This window comes from Achromobacter sp. ACM03, assembly GCF_014851665.1.
Taxonomy (GTDB): Bacteria; Pseudomonadota; Gammaproteobacteria; order Burkholderiales; family Burkholderiaceae_B; genus Achromobacter; species Achromobacter aegrifaciens.
Genome location: NZ_JACVAD010000001.1, coordinates 1,165,918 through 1,191,407, shown reverse-complemented (window position 1 = coordinate 1,191,407; position 25,490 = coordinate 1,165,918). Strand labels below are relative to the sequence as shown.

At 66.5% G+C, this 25,490-nt stretch carries 30 protein-coding genes; 9 read left to right on the top strand and 21 right to left on the bottom strand.

The genetic code is table 11. The features are described from left to right. Nucleotides 1–5 precede the first annotated feature (5 nt). Complete coding sequence (locus tag IB257_RS05450) at nt 6–680, top strand: HAD family phosphatase (protein ID WP_119449408.1); 675 nt, start codon at nt 6–8, stop codon at nt 678–680. Nucleotides 681–693: 13 nt separating this feature from the next. On the opposite strand, the gene IB257_RS05445 is transcribed toward IB257_RS05450, so the two are convergent. From IB257_RS05445 to IB257_RS05405, 9 genes are all read right to left on the bottom strand, one after another. Then, the gene (locus IB257_RS05445; protein ID WP_192491967.1) at nt 694–1,653 is read right to left on the bottom strand and encodes a DMT family transporter; all 960 of its coding nucleotides are present in this window, start codon (nt 1,651–1,653) and stop codon (nt 694–696) included. 82 nt (nt 1,654–1,735) lie between these two features. Further along, nucleotides 1,736–2,560: an AraC family transcriptional regulator gene (locus tag IB257_RS05440; RefSeq protein WP_175162933.1), complete on the bottom strand. Its 825-nt coding sequence runs from the start codon at nt 2,558–2,560 to the stop codon at nt 1,736–1,738. 96 nt (nt 2,561–2,656) lie between these two features. Next, nucleotides 2,657–3,934: an RNA polymerase sigma factor gene (locus IB257_RS05435; protein WP_175213512.1), complete on the bottom strand. Its 1,278-nt coding sequence runs from the start codon at nt 3,932–3,934 to the stop codon at nt 2,657–2,659. After that, a complete protein-coding gene (locus IB257_RS05430) occupies nt 3,931–4,338 on the bottom strand; it encodes a VOC family protein (RefSeq protein WP_125471701.1) in 408 nt (135 codons plus the stop codon). The genes IB257_RS05435 and IB257_RS05430 overlap by 4 nt, the downstream gene beginning before the upstream one ends. A gap of 18 nt (nt 4,339–4,356) precedes the next feature. Continuing rightward, nucleotides 4,357–4,494 carry a hypothetical protein gene (locus tag IB257_RS05425; RefSeq protein WP_192492168.1) on the bottom strand — a complete coding sequence of 46 codons (138 nt, stop codon included), beginning with the start codon at nt 4,492–4,494 and terminating at the stop codon, nt 4,357–4,359. Next, on the bottom strand, nt 4,484–4,894 hold the full coding sequence (locus IB257_RS05420) for a YciI family protein (protein ID WP_054456440.1): 411 nt from the start codon (nt 4,892–4,894) through the stop codon (nt 4,484–4,486). Before IB257_RS05420 ends, IB257_RS05425 begins: the two co-directional genes overlap by 11 nt. Before the next feature lie 419 nt (nt 4,895–5,313). Then, nucleotides 5,314–5,667: a YciI family protein gene (locus IB257_RS05415; protein WP_119449411.1), complete on the bottom strand. Its 354-nt coding sequence runs from the start codon at nt 5,665–5,667 to the stop codon at nt 5,314–5,316. Between the two features lie 135 nt (nt 5,668–5,802). Beyond that, nucleotides 5,803–6,549 (bottom strand): hypothetical protein, encoded by a 747-nt coding sequence (locus tag IB257_RS05410; protein ID WP_175213511.1) that lies wholly within the window; start codon nt 6,547–6,549, stop codon nt 5,803–5,805. A gap of 230 nt (nt 6,550–6,779) precedes the next feature. Then, on the bottom strand, nt 6,780–7,742 hold the full coding sequence (locus tag IB257_RS05405) for a hypothetical protein (protein ID WP_175213510.1): 963 nt from the start codon (nt 7,740–7,742) through the stop codon (nt 6,780–6,782). A 300-nt stretch (nt 7,743–8,042) separates the two neighbouring features. Between IB257_RS05405 and IB257_RS05400 the strand changes: the two genes are divergently transcribed. Further along, the gene (locus IB257_RS05400; protein ID WP_175213509.1) at nt 8,043–9,779 is read left to right on the top strand and encodes a SulP family inorganic anion transporter; all 1,737 of its coding nucleotides are present in this window, start codon (nt 8,043–8,045) and stop codon (nt 9,777–9,779) included. Nucleotides 9,780–9,796: 17 nt separating this feature from the next. Here IB257_RS05400 and IB257_RS05395 read toward each other — a convergent pair whose 3' ends face one another. After that, entirely contained in the window at nt 9,797–10,429 is a 633-nt protein-coding gene (locus IB257_RS05395) for a LysE family translocator (protein ID WP_082401164.1), read from the bottom strand. A 100-nt stretch (nt 10,430–10,529) separates the two neighbouring features. Here IB257_RS05395 and IB257_RS05390 point away from each other — a divergent pair, with 100 nt between their 5' ends. Continuing rightward, entirely contained in the window at nt 10,530–10,982 is a 453-nt protein-coding gene (locus IB257_RS05390; RefSeq protein WP_054456444.1) for an Lrp/AsnC family transcriptional regulator, read from the top strand. Between the two features lie 48 nt (nt 10,983–11,030). On the opposite strand, the gene IB257_RS05385 is transcribed toward IB257_RS05390, so the two are convergent. The 3 genes from IB257_RS05385 to IB257_RS05375 form a co-directional block, all read right to left on the bottom strand. Continuing rightward, the gene (locus IB257_RS05385) at nt 11,031–11,996 is read right to left on the bottom strand and encodes an OmpA family protein (RefSeq protein WP_192491966.1); all 966 of its coding nucleotides are present in this window, start codon (nt 11,994–11,996) and stop codon (nt 11,031–11,033) included. After that, nucleotides 11,993–12,883: a motility protein A gene (locus IB257_RS05380; RefSeq protein ID WP_192491965.1), complete on the bottom strand. Its 891-nt coding sequence runs from the start codon at nt 12,881–12,883 to the stop codon at nt 11,993–11,995. Before IB257_RS05380 ends, IB257_RS05385 begins: the two co-directional genes overlap by 4 nt. Before the next feature lie 251 nt (nt 12,884–13,134). Beyond that, on the bottom strand, nt 13,135–13,707 hold the full coding sequence (locus tag IB257_RS05375; protein WP_119449416.1) for a GNAT family N-acetyltransferase: 573 nt from the start codon (nt 13,705–13,707) through the stop codon (nt 13,135–13,137). Between the two features lie 102 nt (nt 13,708–13,809). On the opposite strand from IB257_RS05375, the gene IB257_RS05370 reads away from it, so the two are divergent. Then, nucleotides 13,810–15,531, top strand: a complete 1,722-nt coding sequence (locus IB257_RS05370) for an NYN domain-containing protein (protein WP_192328128.1) — start codon at nt 13,810–13,812, stop codon at nt 15,529–15,531. A gap of 26 nt (nt 15,532–15,557) precedes the next feature. Here IB257_RS05370 and IB257_RS05365 read toward each other — a convergent pair whose 3' ends face one another. Continuing rightward, nucleotides 15,558–16,352 (bottom strand): helix-turn-helix domain-containing protein, encoded by a 795-nt coding sequence (locus IB257_RS05365; RefSeq protein WP_119449418.1) that lies wholly within the window; start codon nt 16,350–16,352, stop codon nt 15,558–15,560. A 97-nt stretch (nt 16,353–16,449) separates the two neighbouring features. Between IB257_RS05365 and IB257_RS05360 the strand changes: the two genes are divergently transcribed. The 3 genes from IB257_RS05360 to IB257_RS05350 all read left to right on the top strand — a co-directional run bounded on the left by IB257_RS05360 (nt 16,450) and on the right by IB257_RS05350 (nt 17,633). Continuing rightward, complete coding sequence (locus tag IB257_RS05360) at nt 16,450–16,716, top strand: hypothetical protein (RefSeq protein ID WP_192491964.1); 267 nt, start codon at nt 16,450–16,452, stop codon at nt 16,714–16,716. Nucleotides 16,717–16,819: 103 nt separating this feature from the next. After that, the gene (locus IB257_RS05355) at nt 16,820–17,326 is read left to right on the top strand and encodes a DUF523 domain-containing protein (protein ID WP_192491963.1); all 507 of its coding nucleotides are present in this window, start codon (nt 16,820–16,822) and stop codon (nt 17,324–17,326) included. Then, nucleotides 17,316–17,633, top strand: coding sequence for a hypothetical protein (locus IB257_RS05350; protein ID WP_054456451.1), 318 nt, complete (start codon nt 17,316–17,318; stop codon nt 17,631–17,633). Before IB257_RS05355 ends, IB257_RS05350 begins: the two co-directional genes overlap by 11 nt. 28 nt (nt 17,634–17,661) lie before the next feature. Here IB257_RS05350 and IB257_RS05345 read toward each other — a convergent pair whose 3' ends face one another. From IB257_RS05345 to IB257_RS05335, 3 genes are all read right to left on the bottom strand, one after another. Next, entirely contained in the window at nt 17,662–18,633 is a 972-nt protein-coding gene (locus tag IB257_RS05345) for a tripartite tricarboxylate transporter substrate binding protein (protein ID WP_192491962.1), read from the bottom strand. A 129-nt stretch (nt 18,634–18,762) separates the two neighbouring features. Next, nucleotides 18,763–19,341 (bottom strand): hypothetical protein, encoded by a 579-nt coding sequence (locus IB257_RS05340; RefSeq protein WP_054456453.1) that lies wholly within the window; start codon nt 19,339–19,341, stop codon nt 18,763–18,765. A 120-nt stretch (nt 19,342–19,461) separates the two neighbouring features. Then, on the bottom strand, nt 19,462–19,920 hold the full coding sequence (locus IB257_RS05335; protein WP_054456454.1) for a hypothetical protein: 459 nt from the start codon (nt 19,918–19,920) through the stop codon (nt 19,462–19,464). A gap of 77 nt (nt 19,921–19,997) precedes the next feature. Here IB257_RS05335 and IB257_RS05330 point away from each other — a divergent pair, with 77 nt between their 5' ends. Beyond that, complete coding sequence (locus IB257_RS05330) at nt 19,998–20,618, top strand: TetR/AcrR family transcriptional regulator (protein WP_054456455.1); 621 nt, start codon at nt 19,998–20,000, stop codon at nt 20,616–20,618. A 70-nt stretch (nt 20,619–20,688) separates the two neighbouring features. Here the strand turns inward: IB257_RS05330 and IB257_RS05325 are convergent, their stop codons facing one another. Beyond that, a complete protein-coding gene (locus IB257_RS05325) occupies nt 20,689–21,084 on the bottom strand; it encodes a hypothetical protein (RefSeq protein WP_192491961.1) in 396 nt (131 codons plus the stop codon). A gap of 112 nt (nt 21,085–21,196) precedes the next feature. Between IB257_RS05325 and IB257_RS05320 the strand changes: the two genes are divergently transcribed. Beyond that, nucleotides 21,197–22,093, top strand: a complete 897-nt coding sequence (locus IB257_RS05320) for a LysR family transcriptional regulator (RefSeq protein ID WP_119449424.1) — start codon at nt 21,197–21,199, stop codon at nt 22,091–22,093. A 47-nt stretch (nt 22,094–22,140) separates the two neighbouring features. On the opposite strand, the gene IB257_RS05315 is transcribed toward IB257_RS05320, so the two are convergent. Genes IB257_RS05315 through IB257_RS05305 form a run of 3 tightly spaced genes read right to left on the bottom strand, consistent with a single transcriptional unit; the run spans nt 22,141 to nt 25,489 of the window. Then, nucleotides 22,141–23,535: a M20 family metallopeptidase gene (locus IB257_RS05315; RefSeq protein ID WP_088140897.1), complete on the bottom strand. Its 1,395-nt coding sequence runs from the start codon at nt 23,533–23,535 to the stop codon at nt 22,141–22,143. Beyond that, nucleotides 23,532–24,503 carry an ABC transporter ATP-binding protein gene (locus tag IB257_RS05310; RefSeq protein ID WP_119449426.1) on the bottom strand — a complete coding sequence of 324 codons (972 nt, stop codon included), beginning with the start codon at nt 24,501–24,503 and terminating at the stop codon, nt 23,532–23,534. The genes IB257_RS05315 and IB257_RS05310 overlap by 4 nt, the downstream gene beginning before the upstream one ends. Continuing rightward, the gene (locus IB257_RS05305) at nt 24,500–25,489 is read right to left on the bottom strand and encodes an ABC transporter ATP-binding protein (RefSeq protein WP_054456460.1); all 990 of its coding nucleotides are present in this window, start codon (nt 25,487–25,489) and stop codon (nt 24,500–24,502) included. The genes IB257_RS05310 and IB257_RS05305 overlap by 4 nt, the downstream gene beginning before the upstream one ends. Nucleotide 25,490 lies beyond the last annotated feature (1 nt).

Below are 25,490 nucleotides of genomic sequence, written 5' to 3'. Positions count from 1 at the left end.
CCACCATGCACACGCCTCCCCCCAGCCTGGTCATCTTTGACTGCGACGGCGTCCTGATCGATAGCGAAATCATCGCGGCGCGCGCCCAATCGCGGGCGCTGGCCGCGCATGGCATTGCCATCACGCCCGAGGACGCCGCGCGCCGCTTCGCAGGCATCCCCGATGCGGACATGTGGCAGACCCTGCAACAGGAAAACGCCCGCAGCCTGCCCGAAGGATTTGCGCGCGAATACGCGGACGGGCTCGAAGCCATCTTCCGCCAGGAGTTGCGCGCGTTGCCGGGCGCGCTGGAGACGGTTCGCATGCTGCGCGAGCGCGGCCTGCAGGTCTGCGTGGCCTCCAGCAGCACGCCGCCCAAGCTGGAGGCGGCCTTGAAGCTGGTTGGCCTGTGGGATCAGTTCGCGCCCAATGTGTTCAGCACCGCGCAGGTGGCGCACGGCAAGCCGGCGCCGGACGTGTTTCTCTTTGCCGCCCGGCAGATGCGCGCCGCAATCCTGGATTGCGTGGTGGTGGAAGACAGCGTGCCCGGCGTGCGCGCCGCTCGCGCCGCGCGCATGCGCGCCATCGGCTACGTGGGCGCTTCGCATAACGGGCCGGACCAGCGCCAGCGCTTGCTGGACGAGGGCGCATCGGACGTCATCGACGATTTGCGGCGCTTGCCGGAGTTGCTGCTGGACTAGGACGCGCGCGCGCCTATGCCGCGGCAGGCAAGGGCTCCGGCTTGACCCGCACCGCGCGCAGCACGCCCACCATCAGGCAGGCGATGCCGATCAGCGTCAGCGGCTGGGGCATCTGCCCGCGCAGGATGTAGGCATAGGCCAGCGCTGCCAGCGTTTCGAACACGATCAACTGCCCCGCCAGCGCGGTGGGCAGGCGCTGGCTGGCTTCGTTCCAGCACAAGGTGCCCAGCCAGGACGCGAACAGGCCGATGATGGCCATCAAGGCCAGGAAGACCTCGGGCCTGGGACCAGCCGGCATGGGAAAGTCGCTGCCGGTGGCGGCCATGCCGGCCCACAGCACAAGATAGCCCGCCAGCGCCAGCGGCAATGTCGCCACGCCCTGGGCCGTGGCCCAGGTGCGCGGGCTGCGGTCGGGATGGGCGCGGAGCCAGTCCGCGTTACGCAGCGGATACCAGGTCCAGCACGCCACTGCGCCCAGCGCCAGCAGCGCGCCGATGGCGTAGCGCGACATGTCGGCGTCGGCATCCTGGCGCAAGGCCTGCAATTCCACCTGATTGACGCAGGCGATGCCCAGCGCGATCAGCGCCAGCGCGGGCGCCAGTCGCTTCCAGGGCAGCCGGCCGTCGCGCCGAGCGTTGCGCAGGTTGGCGCTGATGGCGATGACCACGGGGAGCGTACCGATAATCATGGTGGGCAGCGGCCCGCCCGCGCGCTGGATGGCGCTGGCCAGGCACAGGTAGTAGAGCAGGTTGCCGATGGCGGCGAGCTTCAGCGCCTCGATCCAGTCGGCGCGCCGCAACTGGCGCAGGCCGCGGCGATCCAGCCAGGCCAGCGGCAGGGCGATCAGGCCGAACGCCAGGTAGCGCGCCACGGATTGCAGCGCGGCAGGGTATTCCGGCAGCAGCAGGGGACCCACGAACACCAGCCCCCACATCAGGCCGGCGGCCAGGGCATAAAGGGTTCCAGCCCACATACGACGTCGCTCCAGGTCACGAATGGCGGCAGTCTAGCCAGCGGGCGGGCGGCGCGTCTTGTACCAGATTGCGGTGCGGAACTCAGGCGCGGACTTGCTTTTGGTAGCGCGCGGGCGTGACGCCGTAGCGGCGCGAGAAGGCGCGGGTCAGATGCGCCTGGTCGGTCAGTCCCGAGGCCAGCGCCACCTGGGCAGGCGATTCGCCCGCGGCCAGCCGGCGCTTGGCTTCGAACAGCCGCAGCGCCATCAGCATCTGCTGCGGCGTGGCGTGGTATTGCGCCTGGAAGCTGCGCAGGAAATGAAAAGGGCTGAGGCCGGCCACGGCCGCGAGCTCGTCCAGCGTCAGGCGGCGCGCCAGGTTGGCGCGCAGGTAATCGATGACGGGCGCAAAGCGCGGGGCGCCGGTGTCCGTGGCCGTGCGCGGCACACGCGCGTGGCGGCGAAACTCGCCCAGCAGCGCGTACAAGGCGCTGTCGAACGCCAGCGGTTCGCGCGCCTGCCATAAGGTGTCCAGCAGCGCGGTGACGCGCTGCGCGCCGGCCGCGTCATGGCCGACCGCCGTATCGAACCACCAGCCGCTTTCGCCGGTGACGCGGGCCACCACGTCCGGGTCCAGGTAGACCATGCGGTAGCGCCAGCCGCCCTCGGTTTCGGCGCGGCCGGTATGTAATTCGTCGGGGTTCATCAGCACCACCGAGCCCGAGGGCGCCAGATGCTCCGCCCCCCGGTAGCGGAAGCGCTCGACACCGGACTCGATCGCGCCCAGCCCGTAGGCTTCGTGGGTATGTGGCTCGAAGGCGTAGCGGACGATGTGCGCGCGGTACAGCTCCACGCCGGGCAGGTGCGCCGCCTGCCGGAACTCGGCGCGGTCGCCGGGATGCTCGAACGCCTGCGGCACGCCCGGCATGACGGGCGCGGCAAGGTCGGAGAGGGCATGGTTGGCGGGGCGCATGATTGGATTTAAACATGCCGGCACGCGCCGCAGCGCCCCTGGGCCGCGCGCTCAGGAACCGGACATGTCGCGCGCCCGCGCCAGCAGCAGTTCGCGTTCGCGCGCATTGCGCGTCATGCCGGCCGCGCGTTCGAACTCGGCGCGGGCCTCAGACTTGCGCCCCAGCTTGGCCAGCAGGTCCGCGCGCACGCTGGGTAGCCAGTGGTAGTTGGCCAGCGCCGGTTCCTGTGCCAAATGGTCGGCCAGGTCCAGCCCGGCCTGGGCGCCGAATGCCATGCCGACGGCGACGGCGCGGTTCAGCTCCACGACTGGCGAGGGCGCGGCCTGGGCCAACGCGTCGTACAGCGCCACGATGCGCGGCCAGTCGGTTTCCTCGGGCGTGCGCGCCCGGGCGTGGCAGGCGGCCAGTTCGGCCTGCAAGGCGTAAGGGCCGCGCGGGGCTCCCAGACTGTCCGACAGCGCCAGCGCCGCCAATCCGCGGCGGATCAGCAGGGGGTCCCAGCGGTTGCGGTCCTGCTCCATCAGCAGGACGGGACGGCCCTGCGCGTCGGTGCGGGCATGCAGGCGCGACGCTTGCAATTCCATCAGCGCCGCCAGTCCGTGGACCTCGCTTTCGCCCGGCGCCAGCTGGGCCAGGATGCGGCCCAGGCGCAGCGCCTCGTCGCACAGCGCGGGACGCATCCAGTCATCACCGGACGTCGCGGAATAGCCCTCATTGAAAATCAGGTAGATCACTTCCAGTACCGACGCCAGGCGCGGCGCGCGCTCCTCGGCCCGGGGGACTTCAAACGGCACGTTGGCCGCGGACAGGCTGCGCTTGGCGCGCACGATGCGCTGCGCGATGGTGGATTCCGAGGCCAGGAAAGCGCGCGCGATCTCGGCGGTGGTCAGCCCGCCCAAAAGGCGCAGGGTGAGCGCCACGCGCGCCTCGGTGGACAACAGCGGATGGCAGGCGGTGAACACCAGCCGCAGCAGGTCGTCGCCGATGTCGTCCTGGCGCGCGGCGTCCAGCGCGTCGACGAAGTCGGGCTCGACGTCGGCCTGCAGGGCTTCCAGCTCGTGTCCGATCTGCTCGTGCTTGCGCGTATGCAGCGCGTCCAGCCGCAGGCGGTCGCGCGCGCGATTCTTGGCGGTAGTCATCAGCCACGCTCCCGGGTTGTCCGGCACGCCGGTTTCGGGCCAGCGTTCCAGGGCGGCGACCAAGGCATCCTGCGCCAGCTCTTCAGCCAGTCCGACGTCGCGCACCAGGCGCGCGACGCCGGCGATGACGCTGGCGGCTTCGATCCGCCAGACCGCCTCGATGGCGCGATGCACGGTCTCCCGCGTCATGCGCTGGGCACTTCGCCGGGGGCCATGTACACCAGCTCCCAGACGTGGCCGTCCAGATCCTCGAAGCCATGCGCGTACATGAAACCGTGGTCCTGGGGCTGGCGCGGAGCGGTGCCGCCGGCGGCGAGGGCGCGCTTCACCTGCTCGTCCACTTCGGCGCGGCTGTCGCAGGACAGCGCGATCAGCACCTCGGTGGTCTTGGTGGCATCGGCTACCGGCTTGCCGGTGAAGGTCTGGAAAAAGTCCTTCACCAGCAGCATGACGTAGATGCTGTCGCTCACGACCATGCAGGCGCCCTGGTCGTTGGTGAACTGCGGATTGAAGCTGAAGCCCAGGCTCTTGAAGAAAGCCTGCGATTTCTGCATGTCAGCGATGGGGAGATTGACGAAGATCTGGTTGTGCATGATGTTCCCGCTTCCTTTTTAGTGTGTGTCCTGGCGCTTTTCTGCCAGGGTCTTGAGGTTGGCCAGCCCGTCTTCGAAGTCTTTCCCGACCATGCTGTCCATGTTGCAAAAGAGATGCACCGGTTTGGGGGCGTGGTTCAGCCGCTCATTGGCCATTGCCGGATATCCGCCGGTAGCGTTCGACTCCCTCGCTGGGGCCGAATTCGTCCAGTTCGAAGACCTGCCGCACTTCGACGGCGCAGGACTGGCCGGGGAAGGGCTGGGGAAAGCGCAGCGCCCATTGCATGGCCTCCTCGCGCGAGCGGACCTGGATCATGGTGTAGCCGGCGATCAACTCCTTGGTCTCGGCGAACGGGCCGTCGACCACCGTGCGCTGGTCCTTGTCGTACTGCACCCGCCAGCCCTTGGAAGAGGGGTGCAAGCCATTGGCGTCCAGCAGCACGCCGGCCTTGGCCAGCGCCTCGTGATAGGTCGCCATGGCGGCCAGCAGGCTTTCCTGGGGCATCACGCCGGCTTCGCTGTCCGGCGTGGCGCGGACGATGATCATGTATCGCATTCCTGGGACTCCTCGATTCTGACTACAAGGCCCGAGGGGGGCTTGTACTGGCACGACGAACGGCAAGACGCGGAATCGACAGAAAAATGATGAACCTAGGGTAACTACCAGGAAAGCGGGCGGACCGGCCTGATCCTGCACACCGTTACAAAGGCACAGCCCTGGTTGCAGCGCGCCTCCATACACTCGCAGCGTCCACAACTTTGAACACCAATATGAAAATCCTGTGCAGTCTTGCCTTGCTGGCTTCCTTGCTGACGGGCTGTGCCGTCTATACCCCCAGTGGCGCGGTCATCGTCGATCCTCATGACGGCGGCGGCCGTGGCGGTTTCTGTCCGCCGGGCCAGGCCAAGAAAGGAAACTGTTGAATCTTGCGGCTGGCGCGCGCGCCAGCCGCAGGTCCAGCATGGGCCGCGTGCCTACATGAAGCAGGGACCCAGTTCGCGGACCTCAACCGTGGCCCACTGGGCGGCCGGACACTCGGCCGCCAGCGCCAGCGCCTCTTCCCGGGTATCGCAGTTCAGCAGGAAGAAGCCGCCTATCATTTCCTTGGCCTCGGCATAGGGGCCGTCCACCAGGGAACGTTCGCCGTCGCGGATCCGCAGGCGCACGGCTTCCGATTCGGACTTCAGGGATTCCGCGCGCGCCAACAGGCCGCGCGAACTCAGGTCTTCCGCATAGCGCAGCATCTGCGCGTAGGCTTCGCGGCCCTCTTCGGGCGTGCGCTGGGCGCGCTGGCCCACCGGTTCGACGATGAAAAGCAGATAGGACATGGGATCTTCCAGTTCGGACTGCCGATAAGGTTCGCCAGATTACCGCTGATCGACCCATTTCGGCCACTTGGAAGAGTTCGTGCGAGTTTTGACTCGTGCTCCCGCTGGAGCTAGCAAATGAGTCTGTAAGCAATTCTAACGCCGCGCGCCGCAGCGTTTTACCAAAGCTTCGAACTCGTCCGGGTGGTCCTGCACGAAATCAATTCGGGCCTCACTGTCCAGCAACGCACAATCCGCGTCACCCGGAATCGCAGGCGAAGTCGGGCGAATCAACGGCGCCCGTTGAGGATTTGGCCGGGATTGGCCCGGTTCCGAATCGATATGTTCTATTGACTCCACGATGTGTCTCAACTGATTGATGTTGGCCGCATGAGCGAGTCGTATTCGCTGAGCGATTTCGCCCTGTATCGCATGGATTACAGGGTTGCCAGAAAGCAGGCTGTCATTCGCGAGCGTTTTGTCGAACAGGTAGTCATAAACTTCTTGTAGAGGTCCAAGCCCGGCGGGATTCAAATCCCCTGACGGCTGCCGGATGATGGACAGGATCTCTGAGTTCAAATGGTCCTGTAGTTGCTGCTGTATGAACTCCTTAGGATCATTGAAAGCGTCACGGGTATTCTGGAAGGCAGAAATCAATGATCGGCCTTGTTGCTCGGCTTCGGCAAGCTTGGCTACTGTCTGCGCTGCCTGTCGGGATTTTCCCGCGGACGTTTGAGCCTGCTGGATACAAACCTGAGCCAAGGACCGCAAGCGAAGAAGTTCGCAATGATCCTCTGCCGAGGATTCGAAACATTGAGGCCAGGCAGTTACCGTGCGCCGGACAATCCCTGTCAACGCGTTGCATTCCAGCCCCGCTCCGATATTCGCCCGAGTTTGGCTCATACACTGACTTTGCTGTCTGTATATGCCACTCAACTGCACGAAAACATCATGCGAAAACTTTCTGCAAGCTGTAATGGTCGGTGGGGTTGGCATCTGCGGTAAAGGCTGAGATGGCTGTCCTTGGGCGGCAGCTAGCGTGCAGAAAAGCGGTATCAATAAACATCCGTAACGCACGAATGGTATCGTCCGCGCTTTGAATCGCGACCTGCCGCATTGGATTGCCGCGCGTATCAGCGGGGCCATGTGTTGGCGCGTATATGGCATTGCATTTCCGCTGCGACTGCGCGGTTCACAATTGCGCCGATCTTGGTAATTGCGGCCGCACAAAGGGAATTGTTGCGAATGCCGTCACATTGTTTTATGGAAATTTTTCCGGATTTCAACTTGTCCAGAAATTGGTCGTCAGTTGTACCGAACGCATCTGTTGCAGCCGCGGCAGATAGTGCTTCGGCTGTCGTTCGGTCAAACTCTCTTGCCTGATCCAGTGTTGCTTGGACGGCAGCGTTGGGCGAATACCCTTGAGTTGAAGCCGACCGCATCACCTCCATAACATCTGTCGCCAGTACCTGTGACCGGATACTATCCACCTGGGCGTTACCGGTCACCGGTATCCTGCCCGCGAGGTATTGCATGTTGCTGCGACAACGTCCGCTCGCGGAGGTAGCCTGTGCCACTCGCTCGTATCGAGTTGCAGGAGTACTTGTGTGAGGCGCTGCGGCCAACAAATAGATGTCGCGCGGATTCGCCCCGGCAGCCAGGTTCTTGATCTTGTCCCCCGACGGGCCATACAACGCGCCGCTGCGCATAACCCCGTTATCAAACTGACCCTGCAGTCGATTTCCATTCGGATAAATTATTTCGCCTGTTCCGCTTGGGCTGTCGTTGCGGAATCCTCCTTCGTATACGCGGCCGTCGAGGTAAGCATAGCGGCCGTTTCCGTCTCGTTTTCCATTGCTCATTGTCCCTTCATACGTACTCCGACTTTCAGCGTACTGCAGAGTCAGGACGCCCGAGCCTGTCGCCTTGCCAGCTTGGCAAGCGCCAGTCCAATCCACATATGCAGGCGCCGCTCCACGCATGTCCAGATCGACGATGCAACCCTGACGAGACTGAATTGGGCCTATCGGCTGCGACACCACGTTGGCCGCCGGCGCGAGCATTAGGCATAGAAGAAGAACACGGCGGTTTCCCATGAATTTTCTCCGAATGTGTGCACGACTGTTTGCGGCAAAATGGGATTTTTTCCCTAAGTCGCCCACTCGTTTCCGTACTTCGTCGCAGTGCGCAAGTGGTTCGTGCGAAATGGGTTGAAATGTGGGCATAGCTTAGGACGCGCGGAGAGGCCGGTCATACTTAGAATTGGGTATGCAGTTTTTCGCCAGCATGGTCGTTAGCGTCTTCCTTTGGCCGTCCAGCATCTTTTGCTCGAGACCGGCGCAATTTGCTCTGCTGTCTGGCACGATATCCGGCACGATTCTCTTGAAAGAGGTCTTATGGCTTTCGACACGCAGGGGGCTGGCAACGCCCACGCCCGCAGCTGGCTGCGCTGGCTGCCCGGATTGGCGATGCTCAGGTCGTATCGGGCCGCCTGGCTGCCCAAGGACGTGGCCGCCGGCCTGGTGCTGACGACCATGCTGGTGCCGGTCGGCATTGCCTATGCCGAAGCGTCCGGCGTCCCGGGCGTTTATGGCCTTTATGCCACCATCATTCCACTATTGGCCTATGCGCTGTTCGGCCCCAGCCGGATCCTGGTGCTGGGACCGGACTCCGCTTTGGCAGCGCCCATCCTGGCGGTGGTGCTCAGCGTTTCCGAAGGCGATCCGATGCGCGCGGTGGCCGCGGCCAGCCTGATGGCGCTGGTCGCCGGGCTGTTCTGCATCGTGATGGGATTGCTGCGGCTGGGTTTCATCACCGAGCTGCTGTCCAAGCCGATCCGCTATGGCTACATGAACGGCATTGCGCTGACGGTGCTGGTCAGCCAGTTGCCCAAGCTGTTTGCCATCTCCATCGAAGACGCCGGCCCGCTGCGCGAACTGGTGCAGCTGGGCCAGGCCGTTTACCAGGGGCAGACCAACTGGTACAGCTTCGGGGTAGGGGCGGCGACTTTGGCGGTGATCCTGCTGCTCAAACGCTACGAGCGCGTGCCGGGCATCCTGATCGCGGTGATCCTGGCGACGCTGGCCGTCAGCCTGTTCCACCTGGACTCGCAGGGCGTGAAAGTGCTGGGCGAAATCCCGCAGGGGCTGCCCAAGTTCGTCTTGCCCTGGCTCAGCAACGCGGACCTGGTCAAGATCGCGCTGGGCGGCTGCGCGGTGGCGCTGATCGCCTTCGCCGACACCAGCGTGCTGTCGCGCACCTACGCCGCGCGTACCAACACGCGGGTCGATCCGAACCAGGAAATGGTGGGCCTGGGCGTGGCCAACCTGGCGGCCGGCTTCTTCCAGGGCTTTCCGATCAGCAGCAGCGCTTCGCGCACGCCGGTGGCCGAGGCGGCGGGTTCGCGCACGCAGCTCACGGGCGTGGTGGGCGCGCTTGCCGTCGCGGGGCTGCTGGTCGCAGCGCCCAACCTGCTGCGCTATCTGCCGAACAGCGCGCTGGCCGCGGTGGTGATCGCGGCGGCCATCGGCCTCTTTGAATTCAAGGACCTGCGCCGCATCTACCGTATCCAGCAATGGGAGTTCTGGCTGTCGATGGCGTGCTTTGCCGGCGTGGCCGTGTTCGGCGCCATTCCCGGCATCTGCCTGGCCGTGCTGATCGCCGTGATCGAATTCCTGTGGGACGGCTGGCGTCCGCACTTCGCCGTGCTGGGCCGCGTGCCCAACCTGCGCGGCTACCACGACCTGAAACGCTATCCGAATGCTGCACTGATCGACGGCCTGGTGCTGTTCCGCTGGGACGCGCCGCTGTTCTTCGCCAATGCTGAACTCTTCCAGCAACGCCTGATGGAAGCCGTGGAGGCCTCGCCCACGCCGGTGCGCCGGGTGGTGGTGGCTGCCGAGCCGGTCACCAGTGTGGACGTCACGTCGGCGGACATGTTGCGCGAACTCAGCCGCAGCCTGGCCCAGCAAGGCGCGGCGCTGCATTTCGCGGAAATGAAGGACCCCGTGCGCGACAAGCTCAAGCGCTTCGAACTGACCGAGGTTTTTGGCGACGACCGCTTCCATCCAACGGTGGGCAGCGCGGTGGACAGTTACCTGGAGAGCGGGGGCGGCGGGCATCCTGGAGATTGAGGCCCGCCTCGCCTGGGTCAGGCCATCAACACGGCGACCTGTTCGCCGAACAGGATCAGCGCAATGACGATCATGGCCAGGCCCGAGAACTGGCTGACCCTGCGCGCGGCCACCGGGCGCGATTGCAGCACCGCCTTCGACCCCAGGCCCACCAGGGTGTAGATGACGGCGCAATTGAGGATCTGCAGGATTCCCAACGCCGTGATCTGCGTGGAAATCGGCCAGGCGCCGTCGCGGCTGGTGAACTGCGGCAGCAAGGCCAGGAACAGCAGGATGGCCTTGGGGTTCACGCCGCTGACGGCGAAACCTCTTGCGGCCCAGCCCAGCCAATGGCCCGCGGCCCGCGCGTCACCCGCTATGGGCTCCGACGGATGCGCCAGCACGTTGGCCCCCAGCCAGAGCAGATACGCCGCGCCGACCAGCGTCAGCACGGTGAGGATGGCGGGTTCGCTCGCAACCAGCGCCCCTATGCCCGCCGCGACCACCATGGTGATCATCAGATAGCCGGTCAACATGCCCGCGACGGCGGGAAGGACGGCCTTGTCCCGTAAGCCGGCGGATATGGCATACGCCCAATCCGCGCCCGGGACGACAACCAAAGAAAGCGAAACAAGCCAAAACGCCACCAGATTGCCGGTTTCCAACTGCATACCCCAAATGAGTCTCAGGCGGGGAATGTTATCGGCGAAGCAAGGGGAAGTGCTCCTGCTATCTACCTGAAAATACATAGTTGTGGGTAGAATCTTCCCCATGGATGACTTGGATAGAAAAATTCTTGCGCAGCTACAGGAAGACGGCCGCATTTCCATCACGGACCTGGCGGAACGGGTTGGCCTGAGCCTGTCCCCGTGCCACCGGCGGCTGCGGGCGCTGGAAGAGGCGGGCGTCATCAGCGGCTACGGCGCAAACATCAATCTGGCCGCGGTCGGGTTGAATTTTTCGGCCATCGTCTTCGTCACCATGCGCGAAGGCAGCAGCGACCGGGTGTCGGCGTTCGAGGCAGCCCTGGCCGATATTCCCGAGGTGGTGCAGGCCCAGCGGCTGTTCGGCGACCCGGACTACATGCTGCACGTCGTCACCCAGGACCTGCCCGCGTTCCAGGCGCTCTATGACCGCGTGCTGTCGGCGCTGCCGAGCGTGCTGCGTTTGCGGTCGACGCTAGTGATGAAGAACGTGCTGAGGAACCGGCCTGTGCCGCTCTGAGGCGGGCGGAGAGCCAGGCCGCGCGGCTGCGCGCGACCTGGGCCCGGATCAGGATTTCGCGGCGGGGGCGGGGGCGGCCGCGGCGGCCCCAGGCGTCGCGCCCTGCGCCGTCTTCTGCGAGGGCGCGATGTCCATGATCAGTTCCACGCGCCGGTTGGCCGCGCGGCCTGCCGGGGTGTCATTGGACTCGATGGGGCGGGTCTCGGCGTAGCCGACGGCGCGCAGGCGCTGGGCCGATACGCCGTCGCGGACCAGCTCGCGCAGCACGCTGGTGGCGCGGCTGCTGGACAGTTCCCAGTTGGACGCGAATTGTCGGGTCTGGATGGGCACGGGGTCGCTGTGGCCCTCGACCGAGACCTGGTATTCGTTCTTGTTGAGGATGGCGGCCAGGCGCTTGATCACGTCTAGGCCGGTGGGGCTGAGGGTGGCCTGGCCGGACGGGAACAGCAGTTCATTGCTGATGCGAAAGCTCACCGACTGCTCGTTGATGATCACGTCCACCGATTTGCCCAGGTCGGCCAGGCCCAGCGATTCCTTGGAGGGAGCGCGCAGCGGCGGGGCGGCGTCGGCGACGACCTCGCCTTCCTGGGCAGGCTGGGCCGTGGCTGCGGCCACGGCGACCGCCGGGGCTTCGGCCTGCGCCCAGCTTGCCGGAATCTGGACCGCGTCGAATTCGGAGTATTCGCCGTCGTAGGCCGGCAGGCCGCTGGCGGCCAGCGTGCCGACCAGCTCCACGGGTTGTTCCGATTGGCCGAATGCGCCGCCGTGCAGCCGCGTGAGCGCCAGCAGCACGACCAGCATGGCCAGCAGCAGGGTGATCAGGTCCAGGTAGCTGAGCAGCCAGTTCTCGGAGTCCTGTTCGACGGTTTCCTCGACGTGCCAGCGGGCATAGCGGTCCTTGCGGTCGCCCTTGCTGGGACGCCAGCCGCTATTGGCCGCCGCTTTCTCGGCGCGTAGCTGGGCCTGGCGGGCCTGCTCGATCCGCTGCGCCAGGGTGGGAGAAATCAGGCTCATTGGCGCGCGGCGGCAGGACGGGCGATGGAGACGGGCTGGGCCGCGCCAGGTTTGGCCGCGTGTTTGATCTGACCTTCCGCCTTGGCTTGCGCGGCCTGGGGCTTGGCGTCCGCGCCGCCGTCGTAGATTTCGTCTTCGACGTGCATGACGAAGGAATTCAGCGTTTCGCGCACCACCGCGGGGCCGCGCTTCTCGCACATCATGGCGATGCCCTGCAGCACCATGTTCATGGATTCGACGCGCCTTGCGGTACGGCGTTCCAGCTTGAGCGCGATGGGCTTGCAGACCAGATTGGCCAGCAGGATGCCGTAGAAGGTGGTCATCAGGCCGATGGCCAGCTGCTGGCCGATCATCTGCATGCTGCCGTCGCCCAGCACCGACATCAGGTTGATCAGGCCCACCAGCGTGCCCAGCATGCCGAAGGCCGGGGCAAAGGTGGCCATGACGCGGAACATCTGGGCCTCGGCCTGTTCACGCGCGCGCAGGCGCGCCACGCGCCATTGCAGCAATTCGATGATCTGGTCTTCGGGCGTGTTGTCGATGATCAGCTGCACGCCGGTGCGCAGGAAGGGGTTGCTGACCTTCTTGAGTTCCTGCTCGACCTTGCGGACGTCGGTGTTCATCCACAGCTGGGCCATGGACACCAGTTCCTCGATGTCCCGCTGCTGGTCGTGCTGGTCGTTGCGAAAGACGGTGCGCACCAGCTTGAAGACGCGCAGCACTTCCGACAGCGGGTAGGCGATGAACACGGCGGCCGCGGTGCCGCCCAGCACGATGGCCAGTCCCGGCAGGTTGATGTACATGCCGGGGTCGGTGGCGGCCAGGGCCACGACGATAACCAGGGTAAGCAGGCCGACGGCGGCGCCGATGACGGTAGACGGATTCATGGATCTTGCCCGATAAACATAGGCATCCCCGTACGCGGAATGCCGGATTTCGGGGAATTCTAGCCAGGGCAGGTCTGAGTCAATCGGCCGGAAAACGGGGCGAAAAGGGCGGTAAGCGGCGGCTTGAAGCGGTCGGCGGGGCGCAGGTCGGTCTGGAAATAAAAGGGTCGGATAAGACGCAGGATCGGTCGGTGCATATGCCGGCAAGCCACGAGTCCCGCATCGGCTCCTCGTCGATCCTCGCGTCGGCCCTATCGGCCCTGGCGATCCTGCCGGGCGAACCATTCCTCGCGCGTGATCTCCCAGATTTCCGTGGGCAGCCGTCCGCTGACGTAGCCGCGCTCCTCGGTGGCGACCAGGCGCATGCCGCTTCGCTCCGAAATCCGGCGCGAGGCGGTGTTGGTGGCGGCCTTGGGCGCCCGCAGCAAAGGCTTGCCCAGGACCTCGAACCAGTATGCGGTGGCGGCTTCGCTGGCCTCGGTCATGTAGCCCCGGCCGTGATGGGCGGGGTCCAGCCAGAAACCGCGGTTGTTCCAGGAATCGTCGTCCATCAGGCTGACGATGCCTATCAGGCTGGCGGGCGCCTGACGGGTGCGGATGGACCAGTGCCACTCCTTGCCGCGCCGCATCGCAGGGATCGCCACTTGTTCCAGATAGCTGCGCGCCCCGTCGGGCGGGTAGGGCCATGGCACCTGGTCGACCAGGTAGCGCACCACTTCCCACTGCGGGAACAGGCGCTGGATCGCTTCGGCGTCGCCGATTTCCAAGGGCTGCAGGATCAGCCGGTCGGTGGCAAGAGGCGGGAACAAAGGAGCTTCAGGCATGGCTGCTGGGGGCGGGCGCCGCGTACCGGCGGCAGATATGTATATCATGAGCGTCATCTGGCGGCGTCTCGCCCGGCGCCGCGGCAGCATTGGAGCAAAAACATGAATACCCCCAACGAAAACGTCAGCATGGCGCTTTTCTGTGATTTCGAGAACGTGGCGCTGGGCGTACGCGACACCAAGTACCAGAAGTTCGACATCCGGCCGGTGCTGGAACGGCTGCTGCTCAAGGGCAGCATCGTGGTCAAGAAGGCCTATTGCGACTGGGAGCGGTACAAGGAATTCAAGGCCCCCATGCACGAGGCCAATTTCGAACTGATCGAGATCCCCCACGTGCGCCAGTCCGGCAAGAATTCCGCCGACATCCGGCTGGTCGTGGACGCGCTGGACTTTTGCTACACCAAGTCCCACGTCAATACCTTCGTGATCATCAGCGGCGATTCCGATTTTTCGCCCCTGGTGTCCAAGCTGCGCGAGAACAACAAGAAAGTGATTGGCGTGGGCGTGAAGCAGTCCACCTCGGACCTGCTCATCGCCAACTGCGATGAATTCATCTTCTATGACGACCTGGCCCGCGAAGGCCAGCGCGCAGCCGACGCGCGCCGCGACAACCGTGGCGGCGCCGCCGCGGGCCAGCAGCGCCGCACGCCCGACGAGGAACGCCGCCGCAAGGAAGAACTCGAGGCCCGCAAGACCCAGGCCGTGGAAATGGTTGCCGAGACCTTCGAAGCCCTCATGGCCGAACGCGGCGACAGCGGCAAGATCTGGGCGTCCGCCCTGAAGGATGCGCTCAAGCGCCGCCGGCCGGATTTCAACGAGTCCTACTACGGCTTCCGCGCCTTCGGCAACCTGCTGGACGAGGCGCAGTCGCGCGGCCTGCTGGAAGTCGGGCGCGAGGAAAACGCCGGCACCTACGTATACCGCGACAGCGCGGACGGGGCTGCAGCCGCGAATCGCGCCGCAGCCGATGGCGGATCCCGTTCAGCCTCGGCCCGTCAACCGGCAGCGGCCGAGACCGGCGACGCGTCCGCCGGCGCGGCTCAGGAAGAATCCCGTTCCCGCTCCGGCCGCAAATCGCGTGGCGGGCGCAAGTCGGGCGGCGAGGGCAGGGGAGCCAACCAGACTGCCGAGCAGGAAACCGCTGGCGAGAGCGCTGCCGCGCCGTCCGAAGCTTCGTCCGCGGCGTCTTCCGTCCAACCCGCAACCAAGGCGCCGGCCCCGACTGAGGCAGCCGCGCAATCCGCCGCCATAGCGCCGGCGACCGCGCAGGTCGATGCCGCCAGGCAGGCCGACGAACAAGCGGATGCCGCCAAGCTGGACGCCATGCGGGCCGACGCCCTGGCTCGAGCGCAGGAATCGAAACCGGTCCAACCCTCGCGTCTGCCGCCCATGCCCAAGCCCCTGCCGCAAGCGCGCCAGCCGTTGCCGGCGGTGAACATCGCTGAATGGACCTTTGCCCAACCTGCCGCGGAAAGCCGCAGCCAGCCCGCGAGCAAAACGCCTGCCAAGATGTCCGACCCGTTCGAGGGCGGCATGGCCAGGATTGCCGCAAGGGACGAGGCCAAGGCCGTCCAGCCCGTGGCGGACACGCATGCGGCTGCAGAGCCCGCAGCCGACAAGCCCGCATCGAAACGGGCCGCGACCCGCAGCCGTCCCGCTGCCAAGAAGACCGCCGCCAAGACCGCACCCGTGGCGCCGGCCGAGCCAGCGGCTGCGGCGGCATCCGAAGCGCCCGCCAAGCCTGCCCGCAAGAGCGCCGCCAAGACCGCCAGCAAGGCGGCTCCCCGCGCGCGCCGGGCCAGCAAGACGGCCGGGGAATCCTGAAGCCCCGGCTTCAGGGCTGACAGCGCTCAACCGCCCGGGCCGCCGTAGCGGCCCGGCGTGGCGCCCAGCTCGCGCTTGAACATGGCAATGAAGGCGCTGACGTTGTCATAGCCCAGCTCCAAGGCCACTGTGGTCACGGCCGCGCCTTCGGCCAGCATTTCCTGCGCCCGCATCAGGCGGGCGCGCTGCCGCCAGGCGCCCAGGGTCAGGCCGGTTTCCGCCAGGTAGCGGCGCGCCAGCGTGCGCGGCGACATGCCGATGGCGGCGGCCCATTCTTCTTGCGTCCGGGTGTCCGAGAGCTGGTTCGACAGCGCCAGCGCCAGCCGCTGCAGACGCGCGTCTCGCGGCAGGAGCAGGGGCTGGCCGGCATGCGGCAGGGTTCTGATTTCATCCCGGATCACCTCGATCAGGCGGCTGCGCGCCGGGTCGATTGCGTCGTCGCTCCAGGACGCGGCGCGGCCCACGGCGGCCAGCAGCAGATCGGAGGCGTGCAGCACGCAAGGACCGGCAGGCAGCCCCGCGCAAGCCGCCGGGCTCAAGTACGCGCTATAGCCGGCATACGGACCATGCGAGTACAGTCCGTGCGGTACGTCGGGGGGTATCCACACCGTCTGGCGGGATGCCACCACCCATTGATGGTCTCCCGCATAGACCGTCAGCAAGCCTTGATAGGCGCCCAATAGCTGCCCCCGCGCATGCTGATGCATGGCGGTATGGCGTAGCGCGCCATCCTGGCTGCGTACGGCGATCAGCCTGGGACCGCCGCGGTCGCGGGCGCGTCCAGGATCGAGCAAGGGAGGGGTGAGAGCAGGCAGTGCCATTGGCAGAAATACCGTATTGAATGGCCAGAACCGCGCAGACTTGCCACGCGGGCCCGTCTATCGTAACTCCTGTCTTGAGCAGCTACAGGAGCACAACATGAAAGCAAGCGATATCCTGCCCGACGGCAGGGATCTGGGGGAGTTCAACGGCGTGGCGGTGCGCAAGGGTACGGTGGGGGCGTTTCTCGCCAACGCCCGCGTCTGCCTCGACCCACAGGCGCCGGCCCAGGCCGTGGCCGATGCGCGTAGGGACATCCAGGATGCCTTGCCGGCGCTCAATGCGCTGGGGCTGTTCGACGTGCTGCAGGTACGGGATCCCGCGCTGCGCGCCTGGATGCGCGAAATGGGCGCGGCCGCAAGCTGAGCCCTGGCCACACAGGCGTCCGCGCGCCAAGCCCGGTGCTCTATCATGCATGCTTTGAATAAGGGCCGCGCGCCGTGTTGCGGTCCATCGCCTCGGATTACGCATGCAATACGTTCTGGTCAGTTCCTGTCTGCTGGGCAACCCCGTACGCTACGACGGACGCGGCGCCTCCCATGACCACGCCGTGCTGACGCGCTGGCGGGACGAAGGCCGGGTGGTGGCGGTCTGTCCGGAAATGGCGGGCGGCATGCCGGTTCCGCGTCCGCCCGCCGAGATCGAGCCGGACTCGGACGCCGCCGCCGTGCTGGCCGGCCGCGCTCGCGTCATGGCGGTGTCGGGCGAGGATGTCACCGCGCCCTTCGTGCATGGCGCGCAAGCAGCGCTGGAAGCCGCGCGCAAGCACGGCATCGGCATCGCAGTGCTGAAGGAGGGTAGCCCTTCCTGTGGCAGCGGCTACGTGTACGACGGCCATTTCGCCGGCCGCAAACAGCCCGGCGTGGGCGTGACGGCCGAACTGCTGGCCCGGGCCGGCCTGCGCGTCCTCAGCGAGAAACAGTGGGATGAGGCCCAGGCCTGTCTGGCCGGCCTGGAGGCGGCCGATGGGCGTTGATGTGGGCGACCTGCTGGTGCTGCTGGGAGTGGCCGGTTGCGCGGTCCTGGCATGGAAGTCCGCAGTGCGCACCGGCCGCAGCAAGGGCCTCCTGCGCCTGGCCGCCGGCCTCTGCCTGGCCCTGTCCGGCTTCTTTTTCTACGCCTGGTACGCGCAATACCTGAAGTGGGACTTCAACGAGCTGGGCCGTTACTACGATCCGGTCGACCAGGTGGTCTACACGGATTCAGGATTCGTCTGGATCCTGCCCGCCAGCGTCATGCTGGCCGTCGGCCTGCTCTGCGGCTGGCGCGGCTGGCGCCGCTGAGCCGCCAGCCGCTTACTGCCTCACGCGGTCATTCGCTGCGGATGTCGGCCTGCTTCACGATCCGGCCGTTATCGGCGTATTCCTTCTGCACCTGGGCCGTGAACTGCTCCACCGTCCCGGGCGACATGATGTTCAGCGCGTCCGTCAGCGGTTTGCTGATGTCCGGCATGGCGGCGATGCGGTTGATGAGGCCGTTCATGCGCTGGCGGAAATCCGGACTGGTGCTGGCGGGAGCGAAAAACCCGAAAGTGGATGTCATGTTGGCCATGGGATAGCCCAGTTCGGCCAGCGTGGGCGTGCCGGGCCGTCCGGGCAGGCGGGCGGGGGAACCCACCGCCAGCAGCGTGAGCTTGCCTTCGTCGATCAGCGCATTGACCGGACCGGAGGCATTCACCAGCATCAGCGTAAATTGTCCTCCGAGGGCATCGGGCACCATCTGCGCCATGCCCTTGTACGGCACGTGGGTGATGCGCACGTCCGCCTGGCCATTGATCTGCTCCAGCATCAAATGCCCCAGCGACCCCACGCCGGCCGTCGCCAGCGACAGGCCGCCGGGATCGGCCTTGGCCTGGGCCAGCATGTCCTGGAAGGTTTTGCCCGTGAACTTCGGGCCGCCCACCAGATGCACCGGCGAATACATCACGGAGGCCACCGGCGCCAGATCCTTCAAGGGGTCGTACAGCGTCTTCATCACATGCGGCGATAGCGTGACGGGGCTGACGGCGGTAAAGGCCAGGGTGTTCTCGTCGTGAGCCCGCGCCACCGTGTTCATGCCAATCATGCCGCCCGCGCCGCCGCGGTTCTCGACCACCACGGGCCGGCCCAGTTCCGCCGCCAGTTTCTGCGCGAACGCGCGCGCCGTGTTGTCGACGATGCCGCCCGCACCATAGGGCACGACGATGGTCATGGCCTTGGCGTCGGCTTGCGCTTGCGCGGCGGCAGAGAACGCGCAGGCTGCGCTGATTGCGCACAGCCCGGCGATCCGCTTGAAATTCAACATGCTTTCCCCTTGTCTATGCCCGACGGCCTGTCCGTCGGGACGCGGCAACGGCCCTGCAAAGAGGCGCGCCGGCATGCAGTGTGTGCAGGCCGGCGCGGCAGGGCAAGCGGGAATACCCGGAATGGCGCTTCAGTGCGCGCGGTAGCCGCGGCTGGTCATGCAGGAATCCAGCGCCCGGTTGTAGGAGTCCACCATGACCTGGGTGGTCCATTGCGTGATGGTGGCCGGGTCGTAGCCGCTCTGGTTCATGGCCCAGCGCTGGCAGTCCACGGTGGCGCTGGCCTGGGCGCTGTTGACGGGCGCGGTGGACTCGTATTGCACCGGCTCGTACTGAGGCTGGGGCGCGCTGTACACGGGCTGCGCCTCGTACACTGGCGCGTTGTAGACGGGGGCCGCGTAGACCGGCGGGCTGGTGTAGCCCACGCCCGACGAATAGACGCCCGCCTGGGTGTAGGAGGGCCCGGAATCAGCCGCCAACAGCAGGCCTATGGTGGCCAGCGCGAAGGCGCCGCCTATCCACCAACCGTCGGAACTGCTGCTGCCGCCATGGTAATTGTGGTACCCGCCGTGGTATCCGCCACCGTGGTATCCGCCGCCGTGGCCGCCGCCCCAATAACCGCCGCCACGCCCGCCAGCCATGGCAGGCGCACTTGCCACGGCCAACGCCAGCGCCGCGACGATGGCCATACGGCCAGAAAACCGCTTCATGATCTTGCTCCTGATCCGCCCCGGGGCCCAGCGTGACGCGGGACCCGGACCGATATTGCCACTTTACCGCCTGGCCTCTCCCATAACGTGTCTCAAGCGCTACGGAGATTTCAACTGATTTCAGCGGGAGGCGGACGGGTCCCGGCGGTCGGGCCAGTTGTTGCAGGAACGCGACTCGCCGGGGCGCAACGTGATCTGCGGCTTATCGTTGAAATACGCGGCGTCGCGGTCCAGCGTCATGTAGGTTTCGTAGCCCGTTTTCTCCACGCACCAGTTCCAGAAGTACACCTGCGCCCCGTGGATCATCATCGATTCGGCGCGCCATTCCTTCAGGGCCCCGAACGCGGCGCTGCCGTCGGACGCGCTGCGGGTTTCATTGCGGAATTGTTCCCGCCCATAGGGAAACGTGCTGCTGATCAACACCACCCGCGCATCGGCCAGGGGCTGGGAATTTTCGTCCAGCACAGTGGCGCGGGCGTCAGGCTGCATGGTCTTGTACACGGGGTAGGGCACGCAGCCCGATAGCAGGCTGGCGAGCGCCAGGGGGGCAATGGTCGGCAAGCACTTTGGGAAGGACATTGCAATGGTTGTATCCGTTGTGGGAACCGTGGGTAAAACCAGTGGCTAAAAGCGCGGAAGGGTAGTATTTTCTCGCGATGATTACGGCACGACCTTCTTCTTTACCGCAAGACAAGCGTCTCACCAAGGGTGAACGCACACGGGCTCAACTTCTGGAGGTCGCGGCAGCGGAATTCGCGGAACGCGGATTCCAGCATACCCGGATCAGCGACATCGTCGCCCGGGCCGGCGTGACCCAACCTGTCTTCTATCAATACTTCGCCGGCAAACAGGCAGCCTACGATGAACTGGTGGGCCTGTTCGCGCAGCGCTTGCGCCAGGCCATCGGCCAGGCGCGCATGCCGGACGGCCTGCAAGACGCCGGATTGGACAGTCGCGTCCGCCTGGGCGTGAGCGGCCTGCTCGCCATTCTGCAAGAGGATCCGAACCTGACGCGCATCGGCTTCTTCCAGGCCGCCGAGGCCGAGGCGCTCAAGAACGAGCTGGCCGCGATGATCGCCGACAACGTGAGGGCCGAGCAAAAGGTGGGACTGCTCCGCGAGGACATTCCGGCCGACTGGTACGCCCAATCCATGATGGGCATCATCGAACGGTTCACGCGGCAGGAGCCGGATGCGGCCAGGCAGCAAGCCCTGGCGGAAGTCGTCACCAGCCTGTTGCTGGACGGGATACGAAAACCGCTCCGACAAGCCTCCTAGCCGGAGGCTTTTTTTTGGCCGGAATCCGGATCCGAATCCGGGCCTGAATTGCATTCGCGCGGTCCGGCGCTCAAGCCCAGGTTTCTTGCAGATACATCCATTGCGGCTGGCCGTCGGGCTGGACGGCAAACAGCGCTGTCGCCCGGCGCTGGGTCGCGCCCGCGCTCCAGGCGTGGCGTTCACGGTAGCTCAGCAAGACCGAATCCGCGCCGGCGTGCAGCACGGCCAGCTCGTCGATGTCGATCTTCAAGCCGGGGCGGGCGCCGCGCAATATGCCGAACAAGGCCGGCAAAGCCTCCGCGGGCAGACGCTGACCGTCGGCGGCGATCATGCTGAAGCCGGGCGCAAAATCCTTGAGCAGGGCGGTCAGCTGTGTATCCGGGGCATCGGGCGAGCCTATCCAGCCTTCGATACGGGAATGGACGTCGACAGCCAGGCGCAGGCAATGGGATGAAAGGTCGGACATGGGTGGGATTCCTGGAAAGGGAGCGCCATTCTAGGAGCCAGGTTGTTCCCGAAAAACGACCTATCGATGGATATACTGTTCGTGTTTTTTTGACAATTAATCCAGGCCTTCCATGATCAATCTGAATCGTCTGGCGATGTATGCGGCGGTGGCCGAGGCCGGCTCTTTTACCGCGGCGGCCGATGCGCTGGGCACGACCAAGGCGGTGGTCAGCTTCAACATCAAGCAGTTGGAACAGGAGCTGGGCGTGGCGCTGCTCACGCGCAGCACTCGGCGGCTGGCGCTGACCGAGGCGGGGGAAGGCTTTTACGGCCACTGCGCGCGGCTGCTGCGCGAAGCCGAGGCCGCGGTGGACGAGGCGCGTTCCGGCCAGACGGCGCTGTCGGGCAGCCTGCGGGTGACGGCGTCGGTGGACTACGGCAACCGGGTGGTGGCGCCGGCGCTGGCGGCATTCGCGCGCGCGCATCCCGCCTTGCGGGTGGGCTACCGCGCCGGGTCCGCGCATGCGGACCTGATCGCCGAACGGCTGGACCTGGCCATACGGGTGGGGGCGCTGGAGGATTCCAGCTACCGGGCCACGCGCATCGGCCAGTTCAGGCTATGGATCGTGGGCAGTCCGGACCTGTTGGCGCAGCACGGCGCGCCGCGCACGCCGCAGGCGCTGGCGGCGCTGCCCTGGCTGGCCAACCGGCCCGGCCGCAGCGACCGTTGGCGGCTGACGGACAGCAAGGGGCGCGAGCACGAGCTGCGCGTGGCGCCGGTGGCGCAGGCCGATACGGCCTCGGCGCTGCTGGCTTTTGCCGAGGCCGGATGCGGCGTGGCCGCGCTGCCGGAGTGGCTGCTGGAAGAGCCTTTGGCGCGCGGCACATTGCAACGCCTGCTGCCTTCGTATGCGCTGCCGCGCCTGGAGGTCTACGCCGTGTATCCCGACACCCGCCACGTCAGCGCCAAGGTCCGGCGCTTCATCGATTTCCTGCGGGAGCGGCTGGGGCCGTCCGGCAAGCCTTAGGGGCGGTGCATGGTCCTTTGCATGCGAACATGCTCGGGCCTCGCGTCTCAGCGCTCCAATGCCGGCGTGCCGCCCGCGCCCAGATCCCAATACAGTCCTGTCATCAGGCTCAACGCCTGCCGCAGCAAGGCCGGCGGCAAGTGTTCGTTCGGCGCGTGCTGGGAACAGCCTGGATAGGAGTGCGGCACCCAGATCGTGCGCAGGCCCAGCACGTCGGTGAAGATGTCGTTGGGCAGCGAGCCGCCCAGGTTGGGCAGCACGGCGGTCTTGGCGCCGGAGGTGCGTTCCAGCGAATCCACCGCCCAGCGCACCCAGGCGTCGTCAGGGTCGATGCGGGTGGCGCGGAACATGTTCTCGCGCGTCAGCGTGATCTGGACCATGGGGAAGCCTTGGCGGTCCAGATGGCGGCGCAGGGCGGGGACCAGGTCGTCCGGATCCACGCCCACCACGAAGCGCAGCTGGCAGCGGGCCCAGGCGCGCGGCGGAATGGCGTTGACGGGCGTGTCGGGATTGCCGGTCTTGTAGGCCAGCACCTCGAACGAGCACCAGCCGAACACGCGCTCTGCCGGCGACAGCCCCGGCTCGCCCCACCAGGGTTCGATCTCGGGACCATCGGCGCCCCCGTCCACCTGGCAATCGGCAAGGGCGCGCCGCACCGCGGCGGGCAGTTCGCGCGGCACCCATTCGGGGATGCGGATCTGGCCGGTGGGCGAAACCAATGTGGAGATGGCGTGGGCCAGCTGGATGCCGGGATTTGAGATAAGGCCGCCCCAGTTGCCCGAGTGGTGGCCGCCCGCGCGGGCCTCGATGCTCAGGTCGAAGTTCAGGCTGCCGCGCGCGCCCAGGAAGATGGTGGGGCGTTCCGCGCTCAGGCGCGGGCCGTCGGAGGCGATGAGCAGGTCCGCCGCCAGCAGCGCCCGGTGTTCCTCGCACAGGTCGCGCAGGCCCATGGAGCCGGTTTCCTCGCCCATCTCGATCAGGTACTTGGCGTTGAAGCCCAGCTTGCCGCGCGTCTCCAGCACCAGCCGCAGCGCTTCCATGTTGATGCTGTGCTGGCCTTTGTTGTCGGCGATGCCGCGGCCATACCAGCGGCCCTCGGCTTCGGTCAGCGCCCAGGGCGACAGGCCTTCCTTCCATTCCTTTTCCAGGCCGCGGATGACGTCGCCATGGCCGTAGCCCAGCACGGTGGGCAGGGCCGGATCCTCGATGCGCTCGGCATACAGGAACGGCGCGAGCGCCTTCGGGTGCGTCAGCGTGCGGCAGGTGAAGCCCAGCGCTTCGAAGGCGGGCCGGATCTCGGCTTCCAGGTAGGCCGCGAGTTCGGGCGCGCGCGCCGGGTTCTGGCTTTCGGTGGGCTGGGCCAGGCGGCGAGCCAATAGCGCGCGGAAGGCGCCGGAATCAAAACACTGTTCCGCCTGGGCGATGGCTTGTGCGCGGGTCATGATGGCTGGACTCCGTTGGAGGTAGGGGGATAGAGGTGGCAGGCCACCACGGATTGCTCGCGCCGGACCAATGCCGGGCGTTCGGTCTTGCATTGCGCCATGGCCTGCTGACAGCGCGGGTGGAAGGGGCAACCCGAGGGCGGACGCAGCGGATCCGGGAATGACAGGCCCAGGCCCATGTCGGGTATGCCCAGTCCGGGTTCGGGCGTCAGCACCGAGGCCAGCAGCGCCTGTGTGTAGGGATGGCGCGGATCATGGAATAGTTGCGCCGTGGCCGCGGATTCCACCACCCGGCCCAGGTACATCACCGCCACGTGGGTGGCGATGTGCTCCACCACCGCCAGGTTGTGACTGATAAAGACGTAGGTCAGGTTGAATTCGCGCCGCAGGTCCATCAGCAGGTTCATGATCTGCGCCTGCACCGACACGTCCAGCGCCGAGGTCGGCTCATCGCAGATGACGATCTCGGGATGCATCACCAGCGCTCGCGCAATCGCCACGCGCTGGCGCTGGCCGCCGGACAGCTGGCCTGGCGTGTTGTGGGCCAGCCGGGGCGGCAGGCCCACGCGCTCCAGCATCTCGATGGCCTTGTGCTGCTTCGGATTGGGAATGCCGTGCACTTCCAGCGGCAGCGAGACGATGGAGGCGATGGAGCGCCGCGGATTCAGCGACGAATATGGATCCTGGAAGATGGGCTGGACGCGGCGGGCGAGCGCACGCCGGCCCAGGTTGCGGATGTCCTGGCCGTCGAGCCGGATCGCCCCCTCGGTGGGCGGCGTCAGTCCCAGCAGCATGCGGGCAAGCGTGGATTTGCCGCAGCCGGATTCGCCCACGATGCCCAGCACCGCGCCGCGCTCCACCGCCAGGTCCACGCCGTTGACGGCGTGCAGCGTGCTGCGCGGCCGGAACATGCCGGATCGGATCGAGAACTGCCTGCTGACAGCCTCGGCTTGTAGCAATGGGCTCATGCCGGGACTCCTTCGGATTCGAGGATGCAGCGCCATTGCTGGCCGGATGCGGCGCCGTGTACGGGTACCTCATGGCGGCATTGCGGCTGGGCGTGCGGGCAGCGGTCGCGAAAGGCGCAGCCCTGCAGTTCGCCCACCAGCGCGGGCACGACGCCCGGGATGGTGCCCAGCGCCTCGCCGGGCGGCGTGCGCCCGGGCACGGGGATACAGCCCAGGAGCCCCTGGGTGTAGGGATGGCGCGGCGAAGCGAACAGTTCCGCCACGGGTCCTTCTTCCACGATCTGGCCCGCGTACATCACCGCGACCTGGCGCGCGATGCGCGCGACCACGCCCAGGTCGTGGGTGATCAGCACCATGGCGATGCCCAGCTCGGCCTGCAGGTCGGCCAGCAGACGCAGGATCTGCGCCTGGATGGTCACGTCCAGCGCGGTGCTGGGCTCGTCGGCGATCAGCAGCTCCGGGCCGCACATCAGCGCCATGGCGATCATCACGCGCTGACGCAGGCCGCCGGAGAGCTGGTGCGGATACTGGGATAGCCGTTGCCCGGCCGACGCGATGCCGACTTTCTCCAGCAGCTCCACCGCGCGGTCGCGGGCCTGCCGCGCGCCGGCCTTGCAATGGTGGATGTAGTGCTCGGTCAGCTGTTCGCCGATGGCGTAGGCGGGGTTCAGCGCCGTCATCGGCTCCTGGAAGATCATGGCCATCTTGCTGCCGCGCAGCGCGTTGATGCGCCCGCCGCGCGCGGCGGACAGGTCTTCGCCCAGCACCGCCAGCCGCCGCGTGCTGCGCCGGGCGGCCTTGGGCAAGAGACCCATGATGGCCAGGGAGGTCATGGACTTGCCGCAGCCTGATTCCCCCACCAGGCACAGCGTTTCGCCGCGCCGGACCTGGAAGGACACGTCGCGCACCGCGTGCAGCGGGCCGCGCGGCGTGGCGATGTCGACGGTGAGACCCTGCACGTCCAGCACGATGTCGGTGTCGCTCATG

Bases quoted from the DNA above. Each gene is read 5' to 3' on its own strand.
- IB257_RS05325 (WP_192491961.1), bottom strand. From the start codon at position 21,084: ATGTCCGACCTTTCATCCCATTGCCTGCGCCTGGCTGTCGACGTCCAT.
- IB257_RS05430 (WP_125471701.1), bottom strand. From the start codon at position 4,338: ATGCACAACCAGATCTTCGTCAATCTCCCCATCGCTGACATGCAGAAA.
- IB257_RS05370 (WP_192328128.1), top strand. From the start codon at position 13,810: ATGAATACCCCCAACGAAAACGTCAGCATGGCGCTTTTCTGTGATTTC.
- IB257_RS05365 (WP_119449418.1), bottom strand. From the start codon at position 16,352: ATGGCACTGCCTGCTCTCACCCCTCCCTTGCTCGATCCTGGACGCGCC.
- IB257_RS05350 (WP_054456451.1), top strand. From the start codon at position 17,316: ATGGGCGTTGATGTGGGCGACCTGCTGGTGCTGCTGGGAGTGGCCGGT.
- IB257_RS05425 (WP_192492168.1), bottom strand. From the start codon at position 4,494: ATGGCCAATGAGCGGCTGAACCACGCCCCCAAACCGGTGCATCTCTTT.
- IB257_RS05440 (WP_175162933.1), bottom strand. From the start codon at position 2,560: ATGCCGGGCGTGCCGCAGGCGTTCGAGCATCCCGGCGACCGCGCCGAG.
- IB257_RS05360 (WP_192491964.1), top strand. From the start codon at position 16,450: ATGAAAGCAAGCGATATCCTGCCCGACGGCAGGGATCTGGGGGAGTTC.
- IB257_RS05435 (WP_175213512.1), bottom strand. From the start codon at position 3,934: ATGACGCGGGAGACCGTGCATCGCGCCATCGAGGCGGTCTGGCGGATC.
- IB257_RS05330 (WP_054456455.1), top strand. From the start codon at position 19,998: ATGATTACGGCACGACCTTCTTCTTTACCGCAAGACAAGCGTCTCACC.
- IB257_RS05400 (WP_175213509.1), top strand. From the start codon at position 8,043: ATGGCTTTCGACACGCAGGGGGCTGGCAACGCCCACGCCCGCAGCTGG.
- IB257_RS05415 (WP_119449411.1), bottom strand. From the start codon at position 5,667: ATGTCCTATCTGCTTTTCATCGTCGAACCGGTGGGCCAGCGCGCCCAG.
- IB257_RS05380 (WP_192491965.1), bottom strand. From the start codon at position 12,883: ATGAATCCGTCTACCGTCATCGGCGCCGCCGTCGGCCTGCTTACCCTG.
- IB257_RS05340 (WP_054456453.1), bottom strand. From the start codon at position 19,341: ATGAAGCGGTTTTCTGGCCGTATGGCCATCGTCGCGGCGCTGGCGTTG.
- IB257_RS05420 (WP_054456440.1), bottom strand. From the start codon at position 4,894: ATGCGATACATGATCATCGTCCGCGCCACGCCGGACAGCGAAGCCGGC.
- IB257_RS05310 (WP_119449426.1), bottom strand. From the start codon at position 24,503: ATGAGCCCATTGCTACAAGCCGAGGCTGTCAGCAGGCAGTTCTCGATC.
- IB257_RS05335 (WP_054456454.1), bottom strand. From the start codon at position 19,920: ATGTCCTTCCCAAAGTGCTTGCCGACCATTGCCCCCCTGGCGCTCGCC.
- IB257_RS05305 (WP_054456460.1), bottom strand. From the start codon at position 25,489: ATGAGCGACACCGACATCGTGCTGGACGTGCAGGGTCTCACCGTCGAC.
- IB257_RS05385 (WP_192491966.1), bottom strand. From the start codon at position 11,996: ATGAGCCTGATTTCTCCCACCCTGGCGCAGCGGATCGAGCAGGCCCGC.
- IB257_RS05405 (WP_175213510.1), bottom strand. From the start codon at position 7,742: ATGGGAAACCGCCGTGTTCTTCTTCTATGCCTAATGCTCGCGCCGGCG.
- IB257_RS05410 (WP_175213511.1), bottom strand. From the start codon at position 6,549: ATGAGCCAAACTCGGGCGAATATCGGAGCGGGGCTGGAATGCAACGCG.
- IB257_RS05320 (WP_119449424.1), top strand. From the start codon at position 21,197: ATGATCAATCTGAATCGTCTGGCGATGTATGCGGCGGTGGCCGAGGCC.
- IB257_RS05390 (WP_054456444.1), top strand. From the start codon at position 10,530: ATGGATGACTTGGATAGAAAAATTCTTGCGCAGCTACAGGAAGACGGC.
- IB257_RS05315 (WP_088140897.1), bottom strand. From the start codon at position 23,535: ATGACCCGCGCACAAGCCATCGCCCAGGCGGAACAGTGTTTTGATTCC.
- IB257_RS05450 (WP_119449408.1), top strand. From the start codon at position 6: ATGCACACGCCTCCCCCCAGCCTGGTCATCTTTGACTGCGACGGCGTC.
- IB257_RS05345 (WP_192491962.1), bottom strand. From the start codon at position 18,633: ATGTTGAATTTCAAGCGGATCGCCGGGCTGTGCGCAATCAGCGCAGCC.
- IB257_RS05445 (WP_192491967.1), bottom strand. From the start codon at position 1,653: ATGTGGGCTGGAACCCTTTATGCCCTGGCCGCCGGCCTGATGTGGGGG.
- IB257_RS05375 (WP_119449416.1), bottom strand. From the start codon at position 13,707: ATGCCTGAAGCTCCTTTGTTCCCGCCTCTTGCCACCGACCGGCTGATC.
- IB257_RS05395 (WP_082401164.1), bottom strand. From the start codon at position 10,429: ATGCAGTTGGAAACCGGCAATCTGGTGGCGTTTTGGCTTGTTTCGCTT.
- IB257_RS05355 (WP_192491963.1), top strand. From the start codon at position 16,820: ATGCAATACGTTCTGGTCAGTTCCTGTCTGCTGGGCAACCCCGTACGC.